The 18,191-nt window shown below is 55.4% G+C and carries 17 protein-coding genes; 6 read left to right on the forward strand and 11 right to left on the reverse strand.

Annotation, left to right across the window (positions count from 1 at the left end; all coding sequences use genetic code 11):
• Nucleotides 1–19 precede the first annotated feature (19 nt).
• The 5 genes from PGR79_RS15605 to PGR79_RS15625 all read right to left on the reverse strand — a co-directional run bounded on the left by PGR79_RS15605 (nt 20) and on the right by PGR79_RS15625 (nt 6,097).
• Nucleotides 20–1,582 carry a cyclic di-GMP phosphodiesterase gene (locus tag PGR79_RS15605; RefSeq protein ID WP_316424253.1) on the reverse strand — a complete coding sequence of 521 codons (1,563 nt, stop codon included), beginning with the start codon at nt 1,580–1,582 and terminating at the stop codon, nt 20–22.
• Between the two features lie 203 nt (nt 1,583–1,785).
• A complete protein-coding gene (gene mepS / locus PGR79_RS15610; RefSeq protein WP_047043201.1) occupies nt 1,786–2,355 on the reverse strand; it encodes a bifunctional murein DD-endopeptidase/murein LD-carboxypeptidase in 570 nt (189 codons plus the stop codon).
• Between the two features lie 426 nt (nt 2,356–2,781).
• Nucleotides 2,782–3,489 carry a phosphatase PAP2 family protein gene (locus tag PGR79_RS15615; RefSeq protein ID WP_087860148.1) on the reverse strand — a complete coding sequence of 236 codons (708 nt, stop codon included), beginning with the start codon at nt 3,487–3,489 and terminating at the stop codon, nt 2,782–2,784.
• Nucleotides 3,490–3,531: 42 nt separating this feature from the next.
• Entirely contained in the window at nt 3,532–4,509 is a 978-nt protein-coding gene (locus PGR79_RS15620; protein WP_430921989.1) for a CobW family GTP-binding protein, read from the reverse strand.
• Nucleotides 4,510–4,630: 121 nt separating this feature from the next.
• Nucleotides 4,631–6,097: a mannitol dehydrogenase family protein gene (locus tag PGR79_RS15625; protein WP_430921991.1), complete on the reverse strand. Its 1,467-nt coding sequence runs from the start codon at nt 6,095–6,097 to the stop codon at nt 4,631–4,633.
• 206 nt (nt 6,098–6,303) lie between these two features.
• On the opposite strand from PGR79_RS15625, the gene uxuA reads away from it, so the two are divergent.
• Entirely contained in the window at nt 6,304–7,494 is a 1,191-nt protein-coding gene (gene uxuA / locus PGR79_RS15630; RefSeq protein WP_113374355.1) for a mannonate dehydratase, read from the forward strand.
• 149 nt (nt 7,495–7,643) lie between these two features.
• On the opposite strand, the gene yeiP is transcribed toward uxuA, so the two are convergent.
• Nucleotides 7,644–8,216, reverse strand: a complete 573-nt coding sequence (gene yeiP / locus PGR79_RS15635; protein WP_015365690.1) for an elongation factor P-like protein YeiP — start codon at nt 8,214–8,216, stop codon at nt 7,644–7,646.
• Nucleotides 8,217–8,421: 205 nt separating this feature from the next.
• On the opposite strand from yeiP, the gene PGR79_RS15640 reads away from it, so the two are divergent.
• Nucleotides 8,422–8,676, forward strand: coding sequence for a YkgJ family cysteine cluster protein (locus PGR79_RS15640; protein WP_015365691.1), 255 nt, complete (start codon nt 8,422–8,424; stop codon nt 8,674–8,676).
• On the opposite strand, the gene setB is transcribed toward PGR79_RS15640, so the two are convergent.
• Nucleotides 8,673–9,854: a sugar efflux transporter SetB gene (setB, locus tag PGR79_RS15645; RefSeq protein ID WP_087860152.1), complete on the reverse strand. Its 1,182-nt coding sequence runs from the start codon at nt 9,852–9,854 to the stop codon at nt 8,673–8,675. The genes PGR79_RS15640 and setB overlap by 4 nt on opposite strands.
• A gap of 330 nt (nt 9,855–10,184) precedes the next feature.
• Between setB and fruB the strand changes: the two genes are divergently transcribed.
• Genes fruB through fruA form a run of 3 tightly spaced genes read left to right on the forward strand, consistent with a single transcriptional unit; the run spans nt 10,185 to nt 13,965 of the window.
• Nucleotides 10,185–11,315, forward strand: a complete 1,131-nt coding sequence (fruB, locus tag PGR79_RS15650) for a fused PTS fructose transporter subunit IIA/HPr protein (protein ID WP_087860153.1) — start codon at nt 10,185–10,187, stop codon at nt 11,313–11,315.
• Nucleotides 11,316–12,254: a 1-phosphofructokinase gene (gene fruK / locus PGR79_RS15655; protein ID WP_015365695.1), complete on the forward strand. Its 939-nt coding sequence runs from the start codon at nt 11,316–11,318 to the stop codon at nt 12,252–12,254.
• A gap of 16 nt (nt 12,255–12,270) precedes the next feature.
• The gene (gene fruA, locus PGR79_RS15660; RefSeq protein ID WP_045391316.1) at nt 12,271–13,965 is read left to right on the forward strand and encodes a PTS fructose transporter subunit IIBC; all 1,695 of its coding nucleotides are present in this window, start codon (nt 12,271–12,273) and stop codon (nt 13,963–13,965) included.
• Nucleotides 13,966–14,018: 53 nt separating this feature from the next.
• Here fruA and nfo read toward each other — a convergent pair whose 3' ends face one another.
• Both nfo and PGR79_RS15670 read right to left on the reverse strand, forming a co-directional pair.
• The gene (gene nfo / locus PGR79_RS15665; RefSeq protein WP_113374359.1) at nt 14,019–14,873 is read right to left on the reverse strand and encodes a deoxyribonuclease IV; all 855 of its coding nucleotides are present in this window, start codon (nt 14,871–14,873) and stop codon (nt 14,019–14,021) included.
• Between the two features lie 96 nt (nt 14,874–14,969).
• The gene (locus tag PGR79_RS15670) at nt 14,970–16,019 is read right to left on the reverse strand and encodes a YeiH family protein (protein WP_113374360.1); all 1,050 of its coding nucleotides are present in this window, start codon (nt 16,017–16,019) and stop codon (nt 14,970–14,972) included.
• Nucleotides 16,020–16,198: 179 nt separating this feature from the next.
• On the opposite strand from PGR79_RS15670, the gene yieE reads away from it, so the two are divergent.
• On the forward strand, nt 16,199–17,065 hold the full coding sequence (yieE, locus tag PGR79_RS15675) for a DNA-binding transcriptional regulator YeiE (protein WP_087860155.1): 867 nt from the start codon (nt 16,199–16,201) through the stop codon (nt 17,063–17,065).
• On the opposite strand, the gene PGR79_RS15680 is transcribed toward yieE, so the two are convergent.
• Both PGR79_RS15680 and PGR79_RS15685 read right to left on the reverse strand, forming a co-directional pair.
• A complete protein-coding gene (locus PGR79_RS15680; RefSeq protein ID WP_411325879.1) occupies nt 17,043–17,549 on the reverse strand; it encodes a hypothetical protein in 507 nt (168 codons plus the stop codon). The genes yieE and PGR79_RS15680 overlap by 23 nt on opposite strands.
• 2 nt (nt 17,550–17,551) lie before the next feature.
• Entirely contained in the window at nt 17,552–18,013 is a 462-nt protein-coding gene (locus PGR79_RS15685) for a hypothetical protein (protein ID WP_411325878.1), read from the reverse strand.
• Nucleotides 18,014–18,191 lie beyond the last annotated feature (178 nt).

The raw sequence follows: 18,191 nt of genomic DNA on the forward strand, positions 1-18,191 counted from the left end.
TTCGCATCATAAGCGACCCTCAGCGGCTTGTGAAATAATTTGCCGGCTCATCATGGGCGGCAACCAGTTTCTCCAGCGGCAGCGGGCGGCTGAAGCAGTAACCTTGTAGATATTTCACGCCGTGAGCGCGCAGCCATTCCGCCTGCTCCGGCGTTTCTACGCCTTCAGCCACGGTTTTCAGCTGCAGACGGCGGCTTAGCGTTAAGACCGCATCCAGGACGGGAGAGGTGACGGTTTCGGTACCGATCGCCTGTACAAAACCACGATCGATCTTCAGATAATCAAAGTTATAGCGCTCCAGATAAATCAGCGCGCTGTGGCCGGTACCAAAATCATCAATAGCAATTTCGAAGCCCTGCTGATGCAGCCACTCAAAAATGGCCATCGACTGGTTTTTATCGATCATCGAGCGTTCGGTTATTTCCAGCACGACGTCGAAGTAGTTTGCGGGTAACGCGGCGGCAAAACGTTGCATATCTTGCTGAAAATCGGCGGCATGCAGGTGGGTGGGCGAGATATTCAGGCCAAGCTTGGTACCGCGCGGCAAAATACGCTGCAGAGTCGGCGCGTCGCGGGCGATCAACATTAACAGGTGATGGGTAAGCGGCACGATCATTTGCTGCGTTTCCGCCAGATTAATAAAGACGTCTGGCGGGATCTCGCCAACCACCGGATGCCGCCAGCGCATCAGCACTTCAACGCCGCTAATCTGCAGGGTGTCGGCTCTTACAACCGGCTGGTAGACCACGTAGAACTGGTTGTTTTTGATCCCCAGCTGGATTGATTTCCGCGGATCGGATTTGATCGTCAAAATGTAGTAGCTGAGTAAGCCTGCGAGCATACCGCATACCACGCCAAGCAGCAGGGCGAACTGGGTATTCTCGCCAAGCCAGCTGTTGGAAAAGAGATACACTTTTAGCGGTAGCCCCGGAACCTGAATCTGGCGTATCGGCTCATTGGGCAATGATAGCGGGTCGATAATTTTGCTGCTGAAGGTAGAAATTGCAGTATGGCCGATGGCCAGCGCAATACCGTTGAAGTCATTCTGCCGTGCGGTATAGAGGATATAAGGCGTCAGATTAGCATTGATGGATACAAAAATGCCGCTGTCTCGATCGCCGGGACGTTGCACCCACATTGCCAACGCGGCGGTGTCCGGCATCATCGGTGTGCCCTGGAGGATGGCCATATCCAGGGCTTTATTTGTATCAAGCTGCGGTATCAATTGTTTAAACGGTGTGTTCATTGCGCCGGTGGCGGATGAACAGAACGCTTTACCGTTTTTCACCAGCAGGAAGGCGCGTACGTTCGGACTAAAGGCGGCGCTGGCGGCCAGTCCGGAGTCAACATGCTCGCAGGGCTGATCGAGCAGAGGCTGCAGGCCATCGATGGTTTCGCTTAAATCGGCGAAATAACTATTAAGGTAGTGACTGACGTTATTGATTATCTGATCGAAACGTTCAGAGCGGTTGTGGTAGATAACCATAAACTGGATGCTGCCGGCCAGTAGCGCGACGGCAATGCCAATGCAAATACTGGTAAGCCAGATTTTACGTCGGGGTGAAAAGTAGCGGGTTAGCATAGGCCAGAATCTGTCCGTATTATTGAATCATGCCAATGGGGTGCCAGAAGAGTATGGTTCCATTTCCTTTAAAAGGCATAGCTTGTAAAGACATAGCTTATTTTGCGGAGTTCATCGGCGGAAAAGCAAAAAAAACACCGCCGGGGCAGTGTTTTTTCATTTCTCACCGTCAGCCAAGGGATAACCGACGGTAAGAAGAAGGATCAGGAACGACTCAGAACGCGACGCGCTTCGTTATAGCGCTTTTTCCAGTATGGCTCATCCAGGCTTGAGATGGTGACGCCGCTGCTGGTAGAGGCATGTACAAACTGGTTGTTGCCGATGTAGATACCAACATGACGGCCCGTAGAGCCAGCACGGAACAGCACTAAATCACCGGTACGCAGTTGAGTGCGCGAAATCGATTTGCCGGAATCCTGCTGCTCGGAAGTTGAGCGTGGCAGTTCCAGACCAAATTGTTCACGGAAAGTACGCTGCACGAACGCCGAGCAATCGATCCCTTTCCGGGTGCTGCCGCCAAGGCGGTAACGCACGCCTTTCCAGCTAGCATACTGGTCCATCAAGCGGGACTTCACGTCCAGGTTGCTGACCATTTTTTCAAATTCATCCTGAGAGGCTTGCAGTGATGATAAATCTCCACTACCCACAGCATGCGTCTCAGAATGCATATTCTTGGCGGTACTTGTTGAACTACACGCGGAAAGCAGAACCGCAACTGCAATCGCGGGGACGACCCGCAAGATATATCTCAAAATCGGCTGAGATTTGACCATTATGTTTATTTTCCCTTGTTGTCCTTAACGACAATGTCGTTATAAAAAATGCCAAACGTGGTAGAGCCTAGATTCCAGAAAGCAATGAGACAATTCCTTAAGCCTAAAAATGTGGAGTACCGCACATTTTTATTCAGATGATGAATTGTGTTGCTTGGGAAGGCAAAACGAGAAAGAGATTACCCTATCAAACGTGGGATGGCGAGCGGTTTTGCGCGATTTCTTATAAGTATTTTTGCGACAAAAAGTGAATCATCGGCAAAGGGGAAAATAGCGCCTTTTTTGGCTGAAAAATATGCAATATCTTCATTTCAATGATGATTAATGTGACAGGAAGATGATGTCGCGAATAAATCATCAGCAAATATAAAAAAAGGGGTCAGAACGACCCCTTATGGATAATATTAATAAAATGTAAAAATGATCTTATTTTTTTGCTATTCCACCCGGAAGCGAACGGTCAAACCAGGCGATCAACTTATCGGAAAGCGAGGTCATTAATACCCACGGCGCGCCTATCAGCACCGCGCTGAGCGAACCTACGGCAATATCGGTGAACCAATGGGCGCCGATCATCACTCGCGGGAAAGCAAAAACCACAAAAATAACCAGTGCAATGATAAATGCCCGGCGGCCGAAATATCGCCACATAAACGAGGCGAAAATGAGCAACATCATGCCGTGGTCGCCCGGAAAGCTATCTTTTGAAGCGTCTTTGGTTGGCAGTGAGACCACGTCGCTGACTTTCGTAATATCCGTAAAGAACAACGAAGGGCTGGCGCGCTGTACCGGCATCAAATGCTGGGCAAGTTGATTGATAATCACCGCCGCGAGCAACATCACCAGCCCCATAAGTATAATGCGGCGGCGTTCAGCGCTCTGCGCTTTGATCCAAAAATTGAGCATCAGACAGCCCATCGCCAGCAGCGAGCAGGCGTCGAAAGCGCGATTGTTGATGATGGCTAACAGCCAGGCATACGCGTGGTTGGTGCTCACGCCCTGGTTAAAGAAGTGAAAAATAGCCGAGTCAAGCGGGAACCAGAAACCGTGGTTTGCCGGTAGATACCAGGAACAAAATAAGGCCACGCCCGCGGCGTTCAGCAGCAAGATTAGGGGTATACGGTTTTTAGTCATAACGAATGCGATTTTTTTAAACAGCGGCCAAAAATAGCCGCATTAACTTAAACGAAGCTTCAACAGCGAGGACTGCAGGGTATTCCAGTCAACTTCTGACTCGGAAATCAGTTCGATGCGGCTATCCGGCGGCGGCGCGTTTTGGGTTTCGATGTGCAGATCGAGTCCCTGGCGGTTGATTCGCACCAATCCTTCAGCAATACGCATCACGCCTTTCACCCGGCCAACCGGCGCCAGGCGCGCCCATTCCAGCAACCCAACGGTGTCAAATTGGGTATCAGCATCAAAAATCCAGCCGCAGGCATGATATCCCTGGTCGCTGTTAACACTGCGACGCCAGCGTTGATGCGCCGGTAGATTCAACGCCGCCAGACCCTGCTTTTGCCCGTGACTATGCACGTGGTCCGGGCTTGCCGGCAGCGGCGCGGTGTTACGGCGCGGGAGATCCAGCAGCGCGAGCTCGATATTGCCCTGGGTGGCGGTCACCTGCAGACGCTCGCCGGCGTACTGTTGCCACCAGTTGGCAAAAGCGGCATCGCTTTCCGGCGTCGCACGGTCGCTTTTATTAGCCACGATCACGTCGGCGGCGGCCAGTTGGTCGCGGAAATTTTCATTAGCGACGATCTTCTCTTCCAGCAACTGGCGCGGATCCAGGATGCACAGCGTCGCGCGCAGATCGATCCAGGGTTCATAGACGGCAGCGGTGAGGATATCGAGAATTTGCTTCGGATGGCCCAGTCCGGTTGGCTCAATCAGCAGACGATCCGGCTTTCCCTGACGCAGCAGCGTATTGAGCCCAACCTGCATCGGCAGACCGTTGACACAGCACATGCAGCCGCCGGGGATCTCTTTTAGCAACGCGCCGCTTTCCGCCAGCAGGGCGCCGTCGATGCCGACTTCGCCGAACTCGTTGACCAGCACGGCCCATTTTTCATTTGCAGGCTTGTGGGCCAGTAAATGAAGAATCGAGGTCGTTTTGCCGCTGCCGAGAAAGCCCGTGATCAGGTTAGTTTTGGTCACAATTTCTCCAGCATAGAAATGTAATGTTGTAACAGTTGCGACTATCCTGACGAAAAAAAGGGGAAAAGAGAAGGGTTACTGCGGACAGAAAAGCATTCTGTCCGCTAAACAGCAGAAATTGTTAATTACGCAGCGCGGTAGCCACGGCTTCGCGGGCACCCGATTTAGCCAGTTGATGCCAGGCTGAAGTGATTTCCTCGACAAACAGTGGGTTGCCCGGCAGGTCCTGACCAAATATCTCCTGCAGGTTAAGCAGGGCGCTGACGCGCTCGTCCGGCTGGCTGGTAGCGACCAACTGTTTGATTTTGTCGACCAGCGGGTCGCGCACGTCAATGGCCTGCCCGGCGTCGTCGACGCCGCTTACATAACGCATCCAGCCAGCCACGCCCAGCGCCAGCAGCGGCCAGCGGCTGCCGTTTGCCAGATGAACGCGAATACTATCGAGCATCCTCTGCGGCAGCTTTTGGCTGCCGTCCATGGCGATTTGCCAGGTACGATGCTTTAACGCCGGATTGGCGAAGCGCGTTATCAGGCTGTCGGCATAGGCGACTAAATCCACGCCGGTAATCGATAGCGTTGGCGCTTGTTCATCCAGCATCAGGCGGCGGGCGGCATGGCGGAAAACATCATCCTGCATGCAGTCGCTAACGTGCGCGTGCCCCGCCAGGTAGCCCAGCCAGGCGAGGAAGGAGTGGCTACCGTTGAGCATCCGTAGTTTCATTTGTTCCCACGGCAGGACGTCGCGGGTCATCTGTACCCCCGCCGTTTCCCAGACCGGGCGTCCGGCGACAAAATTGTCTTCCACCACCCATTGAATAAACGGTTCGCAGCTGATGGCGCAGGGATCTTCAACGCCCAGCACGGAGGCAATCTCCGCCAAAGATTCTTCGGTGGCGGCCGGGACGATGCGGTCAACCATGGTGCCGGGGAAGCTGACATGTTCAGCAATCCAGTTTGCCAACTCCTGGCTTCGTTTCTCCGCCATACCGAGGACGGCGTTTTTCACGACGTGACCATTGTCGGGAATATTGTCGCAGGACAGAACGGTAAAAGGGGCGAGTCCGCGTTCGCGGCGGCGATTGAGCGCTTCAACTAAAATACCGGGAGCCGACTGCGGAAGCGTCGGGTTTTCCAGATCGTTAACGATGCGCGGCTGGGTTGGATCCAGTTTACCGGTCGCCGGATCGATGCAATAACCTTTCTCGGTGATCGTCAGCGAAACGATAGCCACCTGCGGTTCGCAAAATTTTTCGATAATCGCTGCCAGAGAATCAAGTTTGGCATTCAGGCATTCATGTACTGCGCCAACCACGATCGGCTGGTTCCCCTCAGCGCCTTTTTCCAGCACCGTAAACAGGTGGTCCTGCGCACGCAGTTGGCTCATCAGCTTATCGCCGCTGAACAGGCTGATTTCACAAATTCCCCAGTCGCCGCCGCTGGCGTTAAGTACCCGGTCGGTCAGCAGCGCCTGATGCGCGCGGTGAAACGCGCCAAAACCCAAATGTACGATACGCGAGCGCAATTGGCGGCGATCGTACTGCGGAAGTTGTACGCTTGCGGGTAGCGCGGCGGTAGCGATAATTGTCATTTTTATACACCTGATTAACCAATGATTAACATGAGGTAGTGTAAAGTTATATGACAGCAATTTAAATTGGTAAGCCGAATTTATCCGCTTAGTGTGAGCTGGATCAATCAATGATACGGGCGAAATTGACCATTCAGCAGAAGCATGTATGGTAGTCGCCATAAGGTTTCACATTATTGGTATAACAACTTAAAGAGGGCATTGCGATGGAGCAAACCTGGCGTTGGTATGGACCGAACGATCCGGTATCGCTTGATGATGTGCGCCAGGCGGGCGCCACGGGCGTCGTGACCGCGTTGCATCACATTCCTAATGGTCAGGTCTGGCCGGTTGAAGAGATTCAGCAGCGTTTAGCGCTGCTAGCGGAAAAAGGCCTGAGCTGGTCGGTGGTTGAAAGTATCCCGGTTCATGAAGATATCAAAACCCACAGCGGGCAATATGAGACGTGGATTGCCAACTACCAGCAGAGCATCCGCAATCTGGCGGCCTGCGGTATTGATACCGTGTGCTATAACTTCATGCCGATTCTGGACTGGACGCGTACCGATCTGGAATATCAGCTGGCCGATGGCTCCAAAGCGCTGCGTTTTGACCAGGTTGCTTTCGCCGCTTTTGAACTGCACATCCTTAAACGTCCGGGCGCCGAAGCTGACTACAGCGCTGAAGAACAGCAGCAGGCTGAAGTTTACTTTAAGGCGATGAGCGAGGCGGATATCGACAAGCTGACCCGCAATATCATCGCTGGCCTGCCGGGAGCGGAAGAGGGCTATACCCTCGATCAGTTCCGCGCTCGTCTGGCGGAGTATGACCACATTGATAAAGCGCAGCTGCGTGAGAACATGGCTTACTTCCTGCGGGCGATTGTGCCGGTGTGCGAAGAAGTCGGCGTGCGTCTGGCGGTTCACCCGGACGATCCGCCGCGTCCGATCCTCGGCCTGCCGCGTATCGTGTCGACGATCGACGATATGCAGTGGTTGAAAGAGACGGTAGACAGCATTTATAACGGCTTTACCATGTGTACTGGATCCTACGGCGTGCGCGCCGATAACGATCTGGTGAAGATGGTGGAAACCTTCGGCGATCGTATCCACTTTACCCATTTGCGTTCTACCTGCCGTGAAGAGAATCCTAAAACCTTCCACGAGGCGGCGCATCTGAATGGCGACGTCAATATGGTGGCGGTGGTCAATGCGATCCTCAGCGAAGAGCTGCGTCGTAAGAAAGCCGGCGATCTGCGCCCGATTCCGTTCCGTCCGGATCACGGCCATCAGATGCTTGACGATCTGCGTAAGAAAACTAATCCCGGTTATTCGGCGATTGGCCGCCTGAAAGGCATGGCGGAAGTGCGCGGCGTTGAGCTGGCGCTGAAGATGACCAAATACCCTGAGCTGCTGTAATCGGGGTGTAGGGTAAAGAAAAAGGACAACCGGTGGTTGTCCTTTTTTGTGCCAGATACTGGCAGCGAGTACCCCGGGTAAGGCGCGCAGCGTCGCCATCCGGGAACAGACCCGGCCTGCGGGGCCGGGCAACCGTCAGAGGAGGGTGGTTAGTCCGCGCGGCCCATATAGCGGCACTCTTCGATATGAATGCGGATTTTCTCGCCGCTGGTCAGGTATTCCGGAACCTGAATCACCAGCCCGGTGCTCATGGTGGCCGGTTTGGTGCGCGAGCTGGCGGAGGCGCCTTTAATGCCCGGCGCGGTTTCTACGATTTCCAGGTCAACGGTCTGCGGCAGTTCCAGCGCCAACAGCTGGCCATCCCAGGTCAGAACCTGCATATCCGGCATGCCGCCTTCAGGGATAAACTGCAGCTCTTCTTCGATCTGCTCTTTGGTGAAGGTATACGGGGTATAGTCTTCTTTATCCATGAACACGTATTCGTTGCCATCGACGTAGGAGAAGTCAACGAAACGACGGGTCAGGGTCACGGTATCGACGATGTCGTCGCCCTTAAAACGCTCTTCTACTTTCAGGCCGGTACGCACGTCGGAAAAACGCATTTTGTACAGCGTTGCTGCGCCACGGGCGCTTGGCGACTGAATATCAATATTTTTAACAATCAGCAGTTTGCCGTTGTAATTCAGCACCATACCTTTTTTAATTTCATTCGCTCTTGGCATTGCAGTAATCCTGTCACTTAAAGGGTCAAAAATATCGCGTAAAACTACTCGCGCCGGGCCTTTCAGGCAAGCGGAATTCGCGACTTTTGCTATCTCTCGGCAAATCTTCGAGCGGCGCTGCTGAAAAAGCCGTATCGCCAGCTTCAGCTTTCCTGATAGCCGATATTTTGCTACTGTCCGCCTCCCACTCATTAAGGAGTCAGGTATGGAATGTCGCCCGGACTGCGGAGCCTGTTGCACCGCGCCGTCCATCTCAAGCCCCATTCCCGGAATGCCTGACGGCAAGCCGGCCAACACCCCATGCGTGCAGCTGGATGAACATCTGCGCTGCAAGATTTTTGCCTCGCCGCTGCGCCCTAAAGTCTGTGCAGGTTTACAGCCGGCCGCGGAAATGTGCGGCAGCACGCGTCAGCAGGCGATGGCTTATCTCATTCATCTCGAAGCGCTGACCGCGCCCTAAACGTCTTTAATACGCCACAGGCAGACCTGGGCGATAATTCCCATCATTAGCGCAATCCAGAACACCGCGTGATAGCTCCAGATTTCCGCGACGACGCCCGCCAGCGAGCCGGCGATGATCCAGCCGACGCGCGTGGTATTGGTATACAGCGTGGTCGCCGCGCCCGCCTGACCCGGCATCAGATCCTGAAAATAGAGCATACCGATGCCGGCCAGGATCCCGATGTAAATCGCGTTCAGCGCCTGCATCCCCAGCAGCAGGGCTGGAGTATGGACAGTCAGCATACCGACATAAAACAACAGCCCGGCAAGCGCGGCAATGCGCATCAGCAAGCGCTTACCAAAGCGTTTCGCGTAATAACCGGCAATCAGCATGGTGGGGATTTCCAGCCCGGCGGCGGTCCCCATCATCAGCCCGGCCAGTTTCTCCGGCAGATGCAATTCATTAATGATAAACAGCGGCATATTAATGATATAGAGGCTGTTGGTGCCCCACATTAACGTACAGATGCTGAACAGCAGCAGCGCGTCGCGGCGGTTGGTGCGCGGCGCTTCAAGATGAGCACCGGCGGTTTTGCTCTCTTTACGCATGCTGGGCAGGAAGAACCAGACCATCAGCGCACAGACGATGAACGCCACGGCGGCGCTGAGATACATCACGGTAAAACCAAAACCCATTGCCAGCGCGTAGGCCAGCGGCGGGCCGATCACCCACGCCAGCGATACCTGCGCGCGCAGAATGGAGCTGAACATCACCGCCTCGCGCCCGGTTTTGTCCGCGTGTTCGCGGGCGAGGGCGAACATTTGCGGGTTGGCGGTAGAGCCAAAACTACTGAGAAAGACGCCGACGAACAGCAGAATAAAGTAGTTGCGGTTCCAGGCGAACAGCACGCAGGCCAGCACCCCCAGCAGGCAGCAGGCGACAATCAGCTGCTTGCGATCGCCTTTACGATCCGAACGCCCGGCAAGAAACTGGCTTACCAGAATGCCGATGACCGCGCTGCCGGTAAAAAAGAAGCCGACCATTGCCGGGCGCACGTGCACCTCGTTGGTCAGAAACAGGCTCAGGGTCGGGGTTTGTAAAGCGCCAGCGATCCCGGTCAGGAAGGCGACAATTAAAAAGGCTGAGGATGTCAGGTCAAACCCGCGGCGGGGAAGGGCGGCGCTACTGTTTTGCATGCTGGAATATCGTTGGTTTCAGGAGAGGCGAAGTTTACGCCGACACCCATAAAATAAATAGTGGTATGGCACGAAAAATTAAAAAGGCGTTTCAAATTATGTCGTTCAGCAAAAAGCTGAAGCTCGCGGAGTACTTCACCATTAACTTCAGCAAAAATGTGCGGTATCTCTAAATTCTGTTATCAGTCTTCGGAGTTTACTTGCGCAGTGTGCAAGAAAGGTACAGACTCATTGAAACGTTTCAGCGTCATCAGAGTATTATCCAGTCATCGGGTGGCGTATTTTTTCTCATGTTAGCTGAAACGATTCAATTCAGCGGAGAGGAGAACTATGTTCCAGTTATCTGTACAGGATATCCATCCCGGCCAGCAGGCCGCGAATAAAGAAGAGGCAATACGTCAGATTGCTGGCGCGCTGGTTAGCGCGGGTAATGTGGCTGACGGCTACGTTAACGGTATGCTTGCCCGCGAGCAGCAGACCTCCACTTTCCTCGGCAACGGCATCGCCATCCCGCACGGCACCACCGATACCCGCGACCAGGTTCTGAAAACCGGTGTCCAGGTGTATCAGTTCCCGCAGGGCGTGACCTGGGGAGAAGGGCAAACCGCTTATGTGGCGATCGGTATTGCCGCCAGCTCCGACGAGCATCTCGGTCTGCTGCGTCAGTTGACGCACGTCCTGAGCGACGACTCGGTGGCTGAACAGCTGAGAACCGTCACCACCGCAGAAGATCTGCGGGCTCTGCTGATGGGTGAAAAGCAAAGCGAAGCGCTGAAGCTCGACAACGAAACGTTGAGCCTGGACGTGGTCGCCAACGATCTGCTGACGCTGCAGGCGCTGAACGCCGCGCGGCTGAAAGAGGCGGGGGCGGTAAACGCCGACTTCGTCAGCCGTACCATTAACGATGCGCCGCTCAATCTGGGCCAGGGGATCTGGTTGAACGATTGTGCGCAAGGCAACCTGCGCAGCGCCGTTGCCGTGAGTCGCGCTGCCAATGCCTTTACCGCTGATGGGCAGCCGGTAGCGCTGCTGATCACCGTCGCGATGGCCGATGAGCAGCCGACCGCGGTGCTTAATCGCCTGAGCAATCTGCTCATTGATAAAAAAGCGGAGCATCTGCTGAAAGCCGACGCCGCCACGCTGCTGGCGTTGCTGACCAGCGACGACGCCATTGCTGAAGACGTGCTGAATGCTGAATTTGTAGTACGCAACGAGCACGGGCTGCACGCGCGTCCGGGCACGATGCTGGTTAATACGATTAAACAATTCTCCAGCGACATTACCGTCACCAACCTCGACGGTTCCGGCAAGCCGGCCAATGGCCGCAGCCTGATGAAGGTCGTGGCGCTGGGCGTGAAAAAAGGTCACCGTCTGCGTTTTACCGCGCAGGGTGAAGATGCGCAACAAGCGCTGGATGCGATTGGCGAAGCGATCGCCGCAGGCCTTGGGGAGGGCGCATAAATGAGCAGACGTGTAGCAACAATTACTTTAAATCCGGCGTACGACCTGGTGGGCTTCACCCCGGAAATCGAACGTGGCGAAGTGAACCTGGTACGTACCACCGGCCTGCATGCGGCAGGTAAAGGTATCAACGTGGCGAAGGTGCTGAAAGATCTCGGCATCGACGTCACCGTCGGCGGCTTCCTCGGTAAAGATAACCAGGATGGCTTCCAGCAGCTGTTCAGCGAGCTGGGCATCGCCAACCGCTTCCAGGTGGTGCAGGGGCGTACCCGTATCAACGTCAAGCTGACGGAAAAAGACGGCGAAGTGACCGATTTCAACTTCTCCGGTTTTGAAGTGACTCCGGCGGATTGGGAGCGTTTCGTTAATGATTCTCTGAGCTGGCTGGGGCAGTTCGATATGGTTTGCGTCAGCGGCAGCCTGCCGTCCGGCGTGAGTCCGGAAGCTTTTACCGATTGGATGACGCGCCTGCGCAGCCAGTGCCCGTGCATTATTTTCGATAGTAGCCGAGAAGCGCTGGTCGCCGGACTGAAAGCCGCGCCGTGGCTGGTAAAACCAAACCGCCGCGAGCTGGAAATCTGGGCTGGCCGCAAGCTGCCGGAGATGAAAGATGTCATCGACGCCGCCCATGCGCTGCGCGAGCAAGGTATTGCCCACGTGGTGATTTCGCTGGGCGAAGAGGGCGCGCTGTGGGTTAACGCCTCCGGCGAATGGATTGCCAAACCGCCTTCAGTCGAGGTTGTCAGCACCGTAGGCGCCGGTGATTCGATGGTCGGCGGCCTGATTTACGGCCTGCTGATGCGTGAATCCAGCGAGCATACCCTGCGCCTGGCTACCGCCGTCGCCGCCCTGGCCGTTAGCCAGAGCAACGTTGGCATTACCGATCGTACCCAGTTGGCCGCAATGATGGCGCGCGTCGACTTACAACCCTTTAATTGACAGCAGGAGAGGCATAATGAAAACGCTGCTGATTATTGATGCCGGGCTTGGACAGGCTCGCGCCTACATGGCGAAGACCCTGCTCAGCGCCGCGGCGCAGAAAGCGCACCTTGAGCTGATTGATAACCCGAACGATGCTGAACTGGCCATCGTGCTGGGAACCGCGCTGCCGGCTGACAGCGCGCTGAACGGTAAAAACGTCTATCTGGGCGATATTAACCGTGCAGTCGCTCATCCGGAATTGTTCCTCGGCGAAGCGAAAGACCACGCTAAGCCGTACGTTGCGCCAGCGGCGGTAGCCGTTCCGGCCGCCGCTCAGGGGCAGAAACGTATTGTCGCCGTTACCGCTTGTCCGACCGGCGTTGCTCATACCTTTATGGCGGCGGAAGCCATCGAAACCGAAGCCAAAAAACGCGGCTGGTGGGTGAAAGTGGAAACCCGTGGCTCCGTGGGGGCGGGTAATGCCATTACTCCGGAAGAGGTGGAGCAGGCGGATCTGGTCATCGTCGCCGCCGACATTGAAGTCGATCTGGCGAAGTTCGCCGGTAAACCGATGTATCGCACCACCACCGGCCTGGCGCTGAAGAAAACCGCGCAGGAGCTGGATAAAGCCGTTGCGGAAGCGAAGCCGTACCAGCCATCCGGCAAACCGCAGGCGTCCGGTGAAGGTAAAAAAGAGTCGGCTGGCGCCTATCGTCACCTGCTGACCGGCGTATCCTACATGCTGCCGATGGTGGTCGCGGGCGGGCTGTGTATCGCGCTGTCGTTCGCGTTTGGTATTAAAGCGTTTGAAGTGAAAGACACCATGGCGGCGGCGCTGATGCAAATCGGCGGCGGTTCAGCCTTTGCGCTGATGGTGCCGGTACTGGCGGGCTTTATCGCTTTCTCCATCGCTGACCGTCCGGGTCTGACGCCTGGTCTTATCGGCGGTATGCTGGCCGTCAGCGGCGGCTCCGGCTTTATCGGCGGTATTATCGCCGGTTTCCTTGCCGGTTATGTGGCGAAGTTAATCAGCACCAAGCTGAAGCTGCCGCAGAGTATGGAAGCGTTGAAGCCGATTCTGATCATTCCGCTGATTTCCAGCCTGATTGTCGGCCTGGCAATGATCTACCTGATTGGCAAACCGGTGGCGGGTATCCTGGCCTGGCTGACCCACTGGCTGCAAACCATGGGGACGGCGAACGCGGTGCTGCTGGGCGCGATCCTCGGCGGTATGATGTGTACCGATATGGGCGGGCCGGTGAACAAAGCGGCTTATGCTTTCGGTGTGGGTCTGTTGAGTACCCAAACCTATGCGCCGATGGCGGCGATCATGGCGGCCGGTATGGTGCCACCGCTGGCGCTTGGCCTGGCAACGCTGATTGCTCGTAACAAGTTCGATAAATCGCAGCGTGAAGGCGGTAAAGCGGCGCTGGTTCTGGGGCTGTGCTTTATCACCGAAGGGGCGATTCCATTCGCCGCACGTGACCCGATGCGCGTACTGCCTTGCTGTATCGTTGGCGGCGCGGTGACCGGCGCTATCTCGATGGCGGTAGGCGCGAAACTGATGGCGCCGCACGGCGGTCTGTTCGTCCTGCTGATCCCTGGCGCCATCACTCCGGTGCTGGGTTATCTGCTGGCGATTATTGCCGGTACGCTGGTCGCGGGTCTCTCTTACGCGGTGCTGAAGCGCCCGGAAGCGCCGGCAGCGGAAGTTGAAAAAGCGGCGTAATATCAGCGCAATAGAAAAGGGCCGATTCATCGGCCCTTTTTTTGTTCCTGAATTCAGGCCACTTCGGCGGTCTGCTGCGCCCGCAGCCAGGCAATTTCTTCCGCCCAGATATCCGGGTTAATGGTTTCCAGAATCAGCGGGATACCATCGAAACGGTTATCCTGCATGATCCAACGAAAAGCATCATGGCCGATATTGCCTTCACCCAGGCTATGGTGACGGTCGACGCGGCTGCCAAAAGCGCTTTTGGCATCATTCAGATGCATGCCGCGCAGATACTGGAAGCCGACGATTCGTTCGAATTCGGCAAAGGTCTTTTCACACTCCTCCGCGCTGCGTAGGTCATAACCGGCGGCGAAAGCGTGGCAGGTATCAATGCAGACGCCAACGCGGGATTTGTCCTCAACGCCGTCAATGATGGCGGCCAGATGTTCAAATTTAAACCCGAGATTGCTGCCCTGGCCGGCGGTATTTTCGATAACCGCGGTCACGCCTTCGGTTTTCGCCAGCGCGATGTTGATGGATTCAGCGATACGCGCCAGGCATTCATCTTCCGGGATCTGCTGCAGGTGGCTGCCCGGATGGAAGTTGAGCAGCGTTAATCCCAACCGCTGGCAGCGGGTTAATTCATCGATAAACGCCTCGCGAGATTTCTCCAGCGCTTCTTCGACCGGATGACCGAGGTTAATGAGGTAGCTGTCGTGCGGCAGGATCTGCCCCGGGCCGAAGTGATATTTTTCGCAGGCGGCTTTGAATTCGGCAATCGCTTCGTCGGTGAGCGGCGCGGCGCGCCATTGACGCTGATTTTTGGTGAACAGGGCGAATGCGGTCGCTTCGATTTCGGCGGCGCGGATGGCGGCATTGGCCAACCCGCCGGAGGCGCTAACGTGCGCTCCAATGTATTTCATAAAAAACTCCAGTTAAGCCGCTGGGGGGAGGGTAATGATAGCGGCTTAACCGGAGAGTTACAGCAATGAATGAATATCGATGAGGAAACTTACTGTTTAACCAATCAGGTGGTGGATAGCGAAGTTAATCGCGGCGCCGCCAACAATTAGCCAGACGAACAGTACCAGCGCCATCAGCAGCGGCTTCGCACCGGCTTTTTTCAGCGCGCTGACGTGGGTGGTTAAGCCCAGCGCGGCCATTGCCATCGCCAGCAGTACGGTATCGAGGGTGACCAGCATATCGACTACGGCTTTTGGCAGCAGATGGAAGGAGTTAAACACCGCCACCAGAATAAACAGGATGGCAAACCACGGAATGGTGATTTTGCTCTTTTCGCCGTTACCGGCTGGCGCCAGCTGTTTTACACGAGCGGCGATGAACAGCAGGAACGGAGCCAGCATCATCACGCGCAGCATTTTGGCGATAACCGCGGCATTTTCGGCATCCGGGCTAACCGCGTGACCGGCGGCAACGACCTGGGCGACTTCATGCATGGTGGAGCCCATATAGATGCCGTAAGTTTCCGGAGTGAACCAGTGCGCCAGCAGCGGATACATCGCCGGGTAGAGGAAGATGGCGATAGTACCGAAGATAACCACTGTCGCCACGGCGACCGTCACTTTACTGGCTTCGGCTTTGACGACCGGCTCGGTGGCCAGAACCGCCGCGGCGCCGCAGATGCTGCTACCGGCGCCGATAAGCCAGCTGGTGTGTTTATCGAGCCCGAAAACCTTCTGCCCGAGGAAACAGGCGATAAAGAAGGTGCTGGACAGCGTCAGCACGTCAATCAGGATCCCGCTGACGCCGACGTCAGCAATCTGGGCAAACGTCAGACGAAAACCATAAAGAATGATCCCCAGGCGCAGCAGATACTGCTTGGCGAAAATCACCCCGCCGTCGCAGGACTGCCAAATTTTGGGATAAACGGTGTTACCGACCACCATGCCGAACAAGATAGCCAGCGTTAGCGCGCTGAAGCCCGCGCCGGCGATTGCAGGGAAACTGCCTGCCCACAGGGCGGCGCCGGTCAACGCGGCGGTCAGCGCCAGGCCTGGGACGAAATGCCACAGGGTGCGATGTTTAGTGGGTAAAGTGAGTGCTGTCATAACCTTCTCCTTTGTCTGGGCAAAGAATACGACTGACTGGTTTAAAAATAAAATTGATTATATATTTATAATCTATCGGAATAAGTGATAAACCCTTCATCCTTCAGGCCACAGTCCTGATGATTTATGTCACCATAGCGTTGACGGTTATCCAGATTGGGCTAATAAACAGGTGAGTTATGCATATCACGCTACGGCAACTGGAAGTTTTTGCTGAGGTTTTGAAAAGCGGGTCAACGACTCAGGCGTCACAGATGCTGGCGCTATCGCAGTCGGCGGTGAGCGCGGCGCTGACCGAACTAGAGGGGCAACTTGGCGTCCAGCTGTTTGACCGCGTCGGCAAACGGCTGGTGGTCAACGAGCACGGGCGTTTGCTCTATCCGCGCGCGCTTGCGCTGCTGGAGCGCGCCGGGGAGATAGAACAGCTGTTCCGTGGCGATAATGGCGCTATCCGCGTTTATGCCAGTAGCACCATCGGCAACTATATTCTGCCGGAAATCATCGCCCGCTACCGCCGCGATTTCCCCGAACTGCCGCTGGAACTGAGCGTCGGCAACAGCCAGGACGTGATTAATGCGGTCAGCGATCTGCGCGTCGATATTGGCCTGATTGAAGGGCCGTGCCACGCGGCGGATATTATCGCCGAGCCGTGGATTGAAGATGAACTGGTGGTGTTCGCCGCCCCTGATTCTCCATTCCTCGAAGGCGAATTGACGCTGCAACGGCTGGCGGAAGCACAGTGGATCCTGCGCGAGCATGGCTCCGGCACGCGGGAAATCGTCGACTACGTGCTGTTATCGCATCTGCCCGCGTTCCAGTTAGGCATGGAGCTTGGCAACTCAGAGGCCATTAAACATGCGGTCCGTCATGGGTTAGGCATTAGTTGCTTGTCGCGGCGGGTAATTGCTGAACAGCTGGCAGCCGGAACGCTGGTGGAGCTCAAGCTGCCGCTGCCGCGCCTGACGCGCACGTTGTGGCGTATTCGCCATCGGCAAAAGCACGTTTCCAAGGCGCTGCAGCGTTTTATCCGTTACTGCGAGGTGTAGCTGTATCCCTTATTGGCGCGTAGCCGTGCCGCACGCAGATCTCTGGGGTTCTGGCATAATGCCAGCTGCCCATGGGAACGGGTTCCCAGCAGCGAATGTAATGCGGCGAGCTGTATACTGTAAAATGTAAGGTAAAAATGGCGCTGTTGATGACGATCAGCAGCACCAGCGTAAATCCGGCGATAGCCGTCAGCAGGCGATTTTCATAACTTCCATCGACCGTCTTACCGTGCAGCACTCTGCCCATCCGCCAGGCGAATGAAAAAAAGAGCAGCGCGGAGCCGGTAAAATTAGCCTTCAGTAAGGAAATGGAGGCGAAGTCTGGCCAACCGCGCAATTTCAGTAACGGCAGATAGTCGGTTGCTAAATAGAGCGCGTAAATCCCTAATGCGGGCAAAATAAATCCTGCGATCAGCTGTTGCCAGATTCGCTGTGCGCGAGTGGTTTGTGGTTTAGCATTGGTGACTTTTGTTGGTTTCTTCACGGCTAGTTCTCCCGATTAGCAATGGGAGAGGGGTATTGCACCCTTCTGCCGAAATAGTCGCACCAGTCGCTGTTCCATACGTACATATAAATGGTGTGTTTGCTGTATTGCTTGCACACGCCGTATTGCGGGTTATCCCGATAGTGGTCCATCGTGCGCCAGTCCAGCCAGGTGAAAGCCGCAATATAGATAAGAGAAAAGGCGCAGAAGACTTTGCACAGCCGAACCATCAGCCGCTTTTTCACTCCGACGCCCGCCAGTAGCCCCAGCAGTCCAGCAATCGCAAGAGGAAGCGCGCCGACAAGAAAAGTCTCCCTGTTATCGGTCAGGTAATTCGGCAGCCGCAACCACTGTTCCAGCACCGTGATACTGGTGTACAGGCCAATAACGAATAGATACAGGCAGAAAATCGCCAGCAGCAGAAAGGCATCGGGGGCCAGACTGCGACGAGTGGGGGAAACCATAAGCTGACTCCTTCAGCATTGTGACAATCCTCGCGTTATTTTGCCGTAAGCTACGATTTTTTGTCTGTTTTTTTATGCGCCAATGCAGGATTACTGCTTTACTAATAATTTGTGTCAGATCATGAAGCTCTCTTATAACTTTGCATTTGTACCGGATGGACGGACGATCGTCTGCTAC

It is taken from the genome of Klebsiella sp. 141161, assembly GCF_050600815.1.
Classification (GTDB): domain Bacteria; phylum Pseudomonadota; class Gammaproteobacteria; order Enterobacterales; family Enterobacteriaceae; genus Klebsiella; species Klebsiella aerogenes.

Excerpts from the sequence above, each read along its gene's own strand:
- PGR79_RS15605 (WP_316424253.1), bottom strand. The coding sequence starts at position 1,582 with ATGCTAACCCGCTACTTTTCACCCCGACGTAAAATCTGGCTTACCAGT.
- mepS (WP_047043201.1), bottom strand. The coding sequence starts at position 2,355 with ATGGTCAAATCTCAGCCGATTTTGAGATATATCTTGCGGGTCGTCCCC.
- PGR79_RS15615 (WP_087860148.1), bottom strand. The coding sequence starts at position 3,489 with ATGACTAAAAACCGTATACCCCTAATCTTGCTGCTGAACGCCGCGGGC.
- PGR79_RS15625 (WP_430921991.1), bottom strand. The coding sequence starts at position 6,097 with ATGACAATTATCGCTACCGCCGCGCTACCCGCAAGCGTACAACTTCCG.
- uxuA (WP_113374355.1), top strand. The coding sequence starts at position 6,304 with ATGGAGCAAACCTGGCGTTGGTATGGACCGAACGATCCGGTATCGCTT.
- yeiP (WP_015365690.1), bottom strand. The coding sequence starts at position 8,216 with ATGCCAAGAGCGAATGAAATTAAAAAAGGTATGGTGCTGAATTACAAC.
- PGR79_RS15640 (WP_015365691.1), top strand. The coding sequence starts at position 8,422 with ATGGAATGTCGCCCGGACTGCGGAGCCTGTTGCACCGCGCCGTCCATC.
- setB (WP_087860152.1), bottom strand. The coding sequence starts at position 9,854 with ATGCAAAACAGTAGCGCCGCCCTTCCCCGCCGCGGGTTTGACCTGACA.
- fruB (WP_087860153.1), top strand. The coding sequence starts at position 10,185 with ATGTTCCAGTTATCTGTACAGGATATCCATCCCGGCCAGCAGGCCGCG.
- fruK (WP_015365695.1), top strand. The coding sequence starts at position 11,316 with ATGAGCAGACGTGTAGCAACAATTACTTTAAATCCGGCGTACGACCTG.
- fruA (WP_045391316.1), top strand. The coding sequence starts at position 12,271 with ATGAAAACGCTGCTGATTATTGATGCCGGGCTTGGACAGGCTCGCGCC.
- nfo (WP_113374359.1), bottom strand. The coding sequence starts at position 14,873 with ATGAAATACATTGGAGCGCACGTTAGCGCCTCCGGCGGGTTGGCCAAT.
- PGR79_RS15670 (WP_113374360.1), bottom strand. The coding sequence starts at position 16,019 with ATGACAGCACTCACTTTACCCACTAAACATCGCACCCTGTGGCATTTC.
- yieE (WP_087860155.1), top strand. The coding sequence starts at position 16,199 with ATGCATATCACGCTACGGCAACTGGAAGTTTTTGCTGAGGTTTTGAAA.
- PGR79_RS15685 (WP_411325878.1), bottom strand. The coding sequence starts at position 18,013 with ATGGTTTCCCCCACTCGTCGCAGTCTGGCCCCCGATGCCTTTCTGCTG.